This window comes from Burkholderia sp. Bp9090 (assembly GCF_003857985.1).
Lineage (GTDB): Bacteria > Pseudomonadota > Gammaproteobacteria > Burkholderiales > Burkholderiaceae > Burkholderia.
In genome coordinates this window covers 1-3722 of the sequence record NZ_QTPV01000085.1, presented here as the reverse complement: position 1 = coordinate 3722, position 3722 = coordinate 1, and the positions used below count along the sequence as shown (strand labels likewise).

Below are 3722 nucleotides of genomic sequence, written 5' to 3'. Positions count from 1 at the left end.
CTCTCCTGACGTCCTTAAAGTCAGGCGTCAGGTTACGCAATCGCTCCCAAACCCTCCACGGTTTCCTGCGATGAACCCTTTTTTTGCTCGTTTGCGGAATTCCGTGGACAGGGCTTGCCGATCCGGTTCGGCCAACCGCACGTTCGCGAAGCAGCCATCTATCCGGTGCGGGATCGTTCAAGGCGATACGAACCGCGACGACTCCCGTGCATCCATTGGATTGCTATGAGCGTCGCTTGGGGTTCCACGCCTTGTGTACGAACTCGAGACGGTTGCCGTCGAGGTCGGCGACGTTGGCGGCGTAGTAGCCGGGGGCGAAGTAGGTACGATCCGCCGGTCTTCCCTCATCGATGCCGCCGGCCTTGATTGCGGCTGCGTAGGCAGCGTCGACGAGTTCGTTCGTATCGCAGACGATCCCCAGGTAAAGCCCGGTCTCGCCTGGCTGACGTTTGCGTAGCCAGATGCTTGATCCAACCCCCTCTCCCTTGCCGTACACATCGTCGCCGATGCCGTAGAGATCGGGGACGCTCGCCGGGCCATTCGCGGAGTCGTAGTTGCCGAATACGCTCCAGCCGAGTGGCTTCAAGGCTTCGGAGTAGAAGATCAGCGACTTCTCGATGTCGGTGACTGAGATGTAAACGTGATCGATCATTTGCCCGCCTTCGCCGTGGATGGGTGCTGTTCGTGCATAACTATAGTCGACAGCCGCGCATGTGGCGCGGGGATATGACTGCATCAAGGAGTGACGTTGCGCTTCGGGAACAGGCACGGATGCGTCTTCACGTAGAAGTTCGGATTGCCGCATCGATGCCCCGCATGGTCGATCTGTTCGCCGGGCATCAGGCCGGTGGGCACCGCATCGCGCGCGGCCTTCGGCGCGGACGATCCGACCGTCCCGGCTTCGGGACGGGATGACGCGCAACCGGCGACCAACGGGGCAATCAGCAGGGCAAGCAACGACAGGCGAATGGCGGGACGATCCACTGTCGGGTCCGGAATGAAAGTCTAGACGAGACCGTCCGCCCTCCATGCCGGTGCGGCGAACGGTGCGCATGCCGTCGACACCATCGGCCGTCGGCAGGCGACATGCTCCGCGTCCCGCTCATCGCATGCATGACCCGAACATGACGATTGCATCACGTCGGCCAGACCCGCACGTCACGCCCCTCGGCCCCGCAATCTGACGCATTTGTCATCTGCCGATCACGGTCACGCTCGGCGGCTTTCGCATACTGCGCTCATGGATCGCCACCCGGCGGCCACATCAAGGAGAGCTTCATGAAAACGGCAAGACTCGCAGCCCTGTTCGTCACCGCCACGCTGTCGCTCGGCGTCGCCTCGCAAGCCGCCTTCGCGCAAACGCACACTCAAACGCAAGGCAAGACCCGCGCGGAAGTCATCGACGAACTCAAGCAGGCGCAGCACGACGGCGTGGTGCCGACGAGCAAGACGCAGTACCCGCCGACCAGCGAGATCATCGCGCGCAACAAGGAACTTCACGGGATCTCGGTGCATGCCGGCGAGAAGTCGCCACAGGCCGACAATCACGACAGCCTCGCGACGCGCTGATGCGAGTCAGGCGTGGGTGCTGCCCGGCGATCGCCGGCAGCGTGCCGCGCGCCGCCGGGTCGCGGCGAACGTGCGGCCGTGCCGTGCGGTGCGATCGCGGCACCGCAGAGGGTGAAGATCGGGCAGACGACACTGCCGGCTGGACAGTGTCCGCAACGCAGTTTTACAAGCTGCCCCGCTTCGCGCGCCGGCGTTGCACCAGCCAGTCGAGCAACTGCCGTCCGTCGCGTTCGCCGAACCATCGCGCATGACCGATCAGATAACCGTCGTACGCAACCTCGACGATGTCCGGTGCATTGACGATGCAGCCGAAATACGCGACTTCCGACAGCGCGAATTCGGTATGCACGACCGGCAGCATCGCGACCAGCGCCGCATATGCGTCGTCGCTCAGCGGTTCGAGCGATTCGTAGCCGTCGAGCAGCGCGCCGATCTGTTCATGCTCGACGCGACGTGCATCGGCCGGCGCCATCCAGTCGATCGCGTTGCGTTCGATCGCGAGCGCGAGATCCATGACGGCGCAGGTGCGATCCGACAAGCCGAAATCGAGCACGGTCCGCACCTGCGCGCCGGGCGCGGCGTCCGTCCACAGCAGATTCGACGCATGCCAGTCGCCGTGCGTCCAAAGCGGCGCCAGCGCGGGCAGCAGCGGCACGAGGCGCGCGTGGTACGGGCCGATCGCATCCGCGACATCGCCGCGCCAGTCGCGCGTGCCGAGCGCGCGCACCAGCAGCGGCTGCGCATCGACCCAGCGTTCGAGCGCATCGGGAAGATCGGCGGACGACAGCACCCGGAAACTCGACAGCAGCGTGCGCACGGGTCGCGCCGGCGCATCGTAGCCGGCCGACGCGCGATGCAGTTCGGCCAGCGCGCGGCCTGCCGCGTACGCATGCGAAGGATGCGTGAACGGCTGCCACGACATCACGCCGCGATACGCGTCCACACCTGGCGCCACCACGTGCACTTCATAGGTCCAGTCGCCGGATGCGAACGCGGTCGCGCCGTCGCGACCGGCGAGCACGTCCGCGACCGGCACACCGCGATCGCGCAAATGCGCGATGAAGCGATGCTCCTCCTCGAGCCCGGCGACGTCGCGCAGGCTCGCGTGATGACGCTTGACGAACAGCGCGCGCGCGTCGGTCGTGTGCACCAGCACCGCCGCCGAGAACGGCCGCGGGCTGTGCCACGTAAGCCGCGCCGGCGCGCCGACGCCATCGATCCGCGCAAGCACGCCCGCGACTTCGTCGTGCGTCATCAGCGGCCAGTCGCGTTCGGCCTGCTCGCCGTCGACGCCGAATTGCGGCGGCGCGACGTCCCGCATGTCGGCGACGTCACGCGATGCAGGCGCGTCCGGCTCGAGTGGAAATGACATGAACGACGTCGCTCCGTAGTTGAATCAGCCCGTGAATCAGCCCGCCGGGCTCGCCGTCGTGCGCAGCGCATTCGCCGTCCGGCTCCAGTCACGCCAGCCGACGACGGCGAGCGCGATGAACAGCGCGTAGAGTCCGGCCGTCAGATACAGCGCCTTGAACACGAACATCCCGACGTACACGACGTTCACGACGATCCACAGCCCCCACGACGCGATGTAGCGCCGCGCGGTCCAGTATTGCGCGACGAGGCTGAACGCGGTCAGCGACGCATCGACGAACGGCAGCGCCGCATCGGTCCAGCGCGCCATCATCCCGCCGAGCAGCGCGCTGCCGACGACGGCCGCGATCAGATCGGGCAGCATCTGCCGCGGCCGCACGCCGGTGACGGGCGCGACGTCGCCTTGCGGCGCCGCGCCGCCGCCCGCCTCGAGCGTACGCTGCGCGATCCAGCGGCGCCAGCCGTACACCTGCAGCACCGCGAACGCGCCCTGCAGCAGCATGTCGGAATACAGCTTCGCGTCGAAGAAGATCCAGCCGTACAGCGCGACCGACGCGAGCCCGACCGGCCAGCACAGCATGCGCCGCTTCGCGGTCAGCCAGATCGCGAGCGCGCTGACGATCACGCCGGCGATTTCGAGTGGGGACATCGTCTGTGCTCTCCTGGTTGGCTGCCGGGGCCGCGCATCACGCGGCCGGGTCCGGACGATCAGAAATCATAGGTCAACGACACGCGCGCGGTGCGCGGCGCGCCGGGGAACAGGTACGCGTCGCCCTGCTGCT

Annotated in this window: 5 protein-coding genes; 1 reads left to right on the top strand and 4 read right to left on the bottom strand. The window is 66.7% G+C overall.

Translation table 11 applies throughout. The annotated features are described in order from the left end of the window. Positions 1–223: 223 nt before the first annotated feature. Positions 224–652 carry a VOC family protein gene (locus DIE16_RS36050; protein WP_124520339.1) on the bottom strand — a complete coding sequence of 143 codons (429 nt, stop codon included), beginning with the start codon at positions 650–652 and terminating at the stop codon, positions 224–226. A gap of 83 nt (positions 653–735) precedes the next feature. After that, entirely contained in the window at positions 736–984 is a 249-nt protein-coding gene (locus tag DIE16_RS36045; RefSeq protein ID WP_260434519.1) for a hypothetical protein, read from the bottom strand. 294 nt (positions 985–1278) lie between these two features. Between DIE16_RS36045 and DIE16_RS36040 the strand changes: the two genes are divergently transcribed. Further along, positions 1279–1569: a DUF4148 domain-containing protein gene (locus DIE16_RS36040; protein ID WP_124520340.1), complete on the top strand. Its 291-nt coding sequence runs from the start codon at positions 1279–1281 to the stop codon at positions 1567–1569. 163 nt (positions 1570–1732) lie between these two features. Here DIE16_RS36040 and DIE16_RS36035 read toward each other — a convergent pair whose 3' ends face one another. Beyond that, positions 1733–2941: a phosphotransferase enzyme family protein gene (locus DIE16_RS36035; protein WP_124894412.1), complete on the bottom strand. Its 1209-nt coding sequence runs from the start codon at positions 2939–2941 to the stop codon at positions 1733–1735. A 36-nt stretch (positions 2942–2977) separates the two neighbouring features. Next, positions 2978–3589 (bottom strand): nicotinamide riboside transporter PnuC, encoded by a 612-nt coding sequence (pnuC, locus tag DIE16_RS36030; protein WP_124520342.1) that lies wholly within the window; start codon positions 3587–3589, stop codon positions 2978–2980. Positions 3590–3722 lie beyond the last annotated feature (133 nt).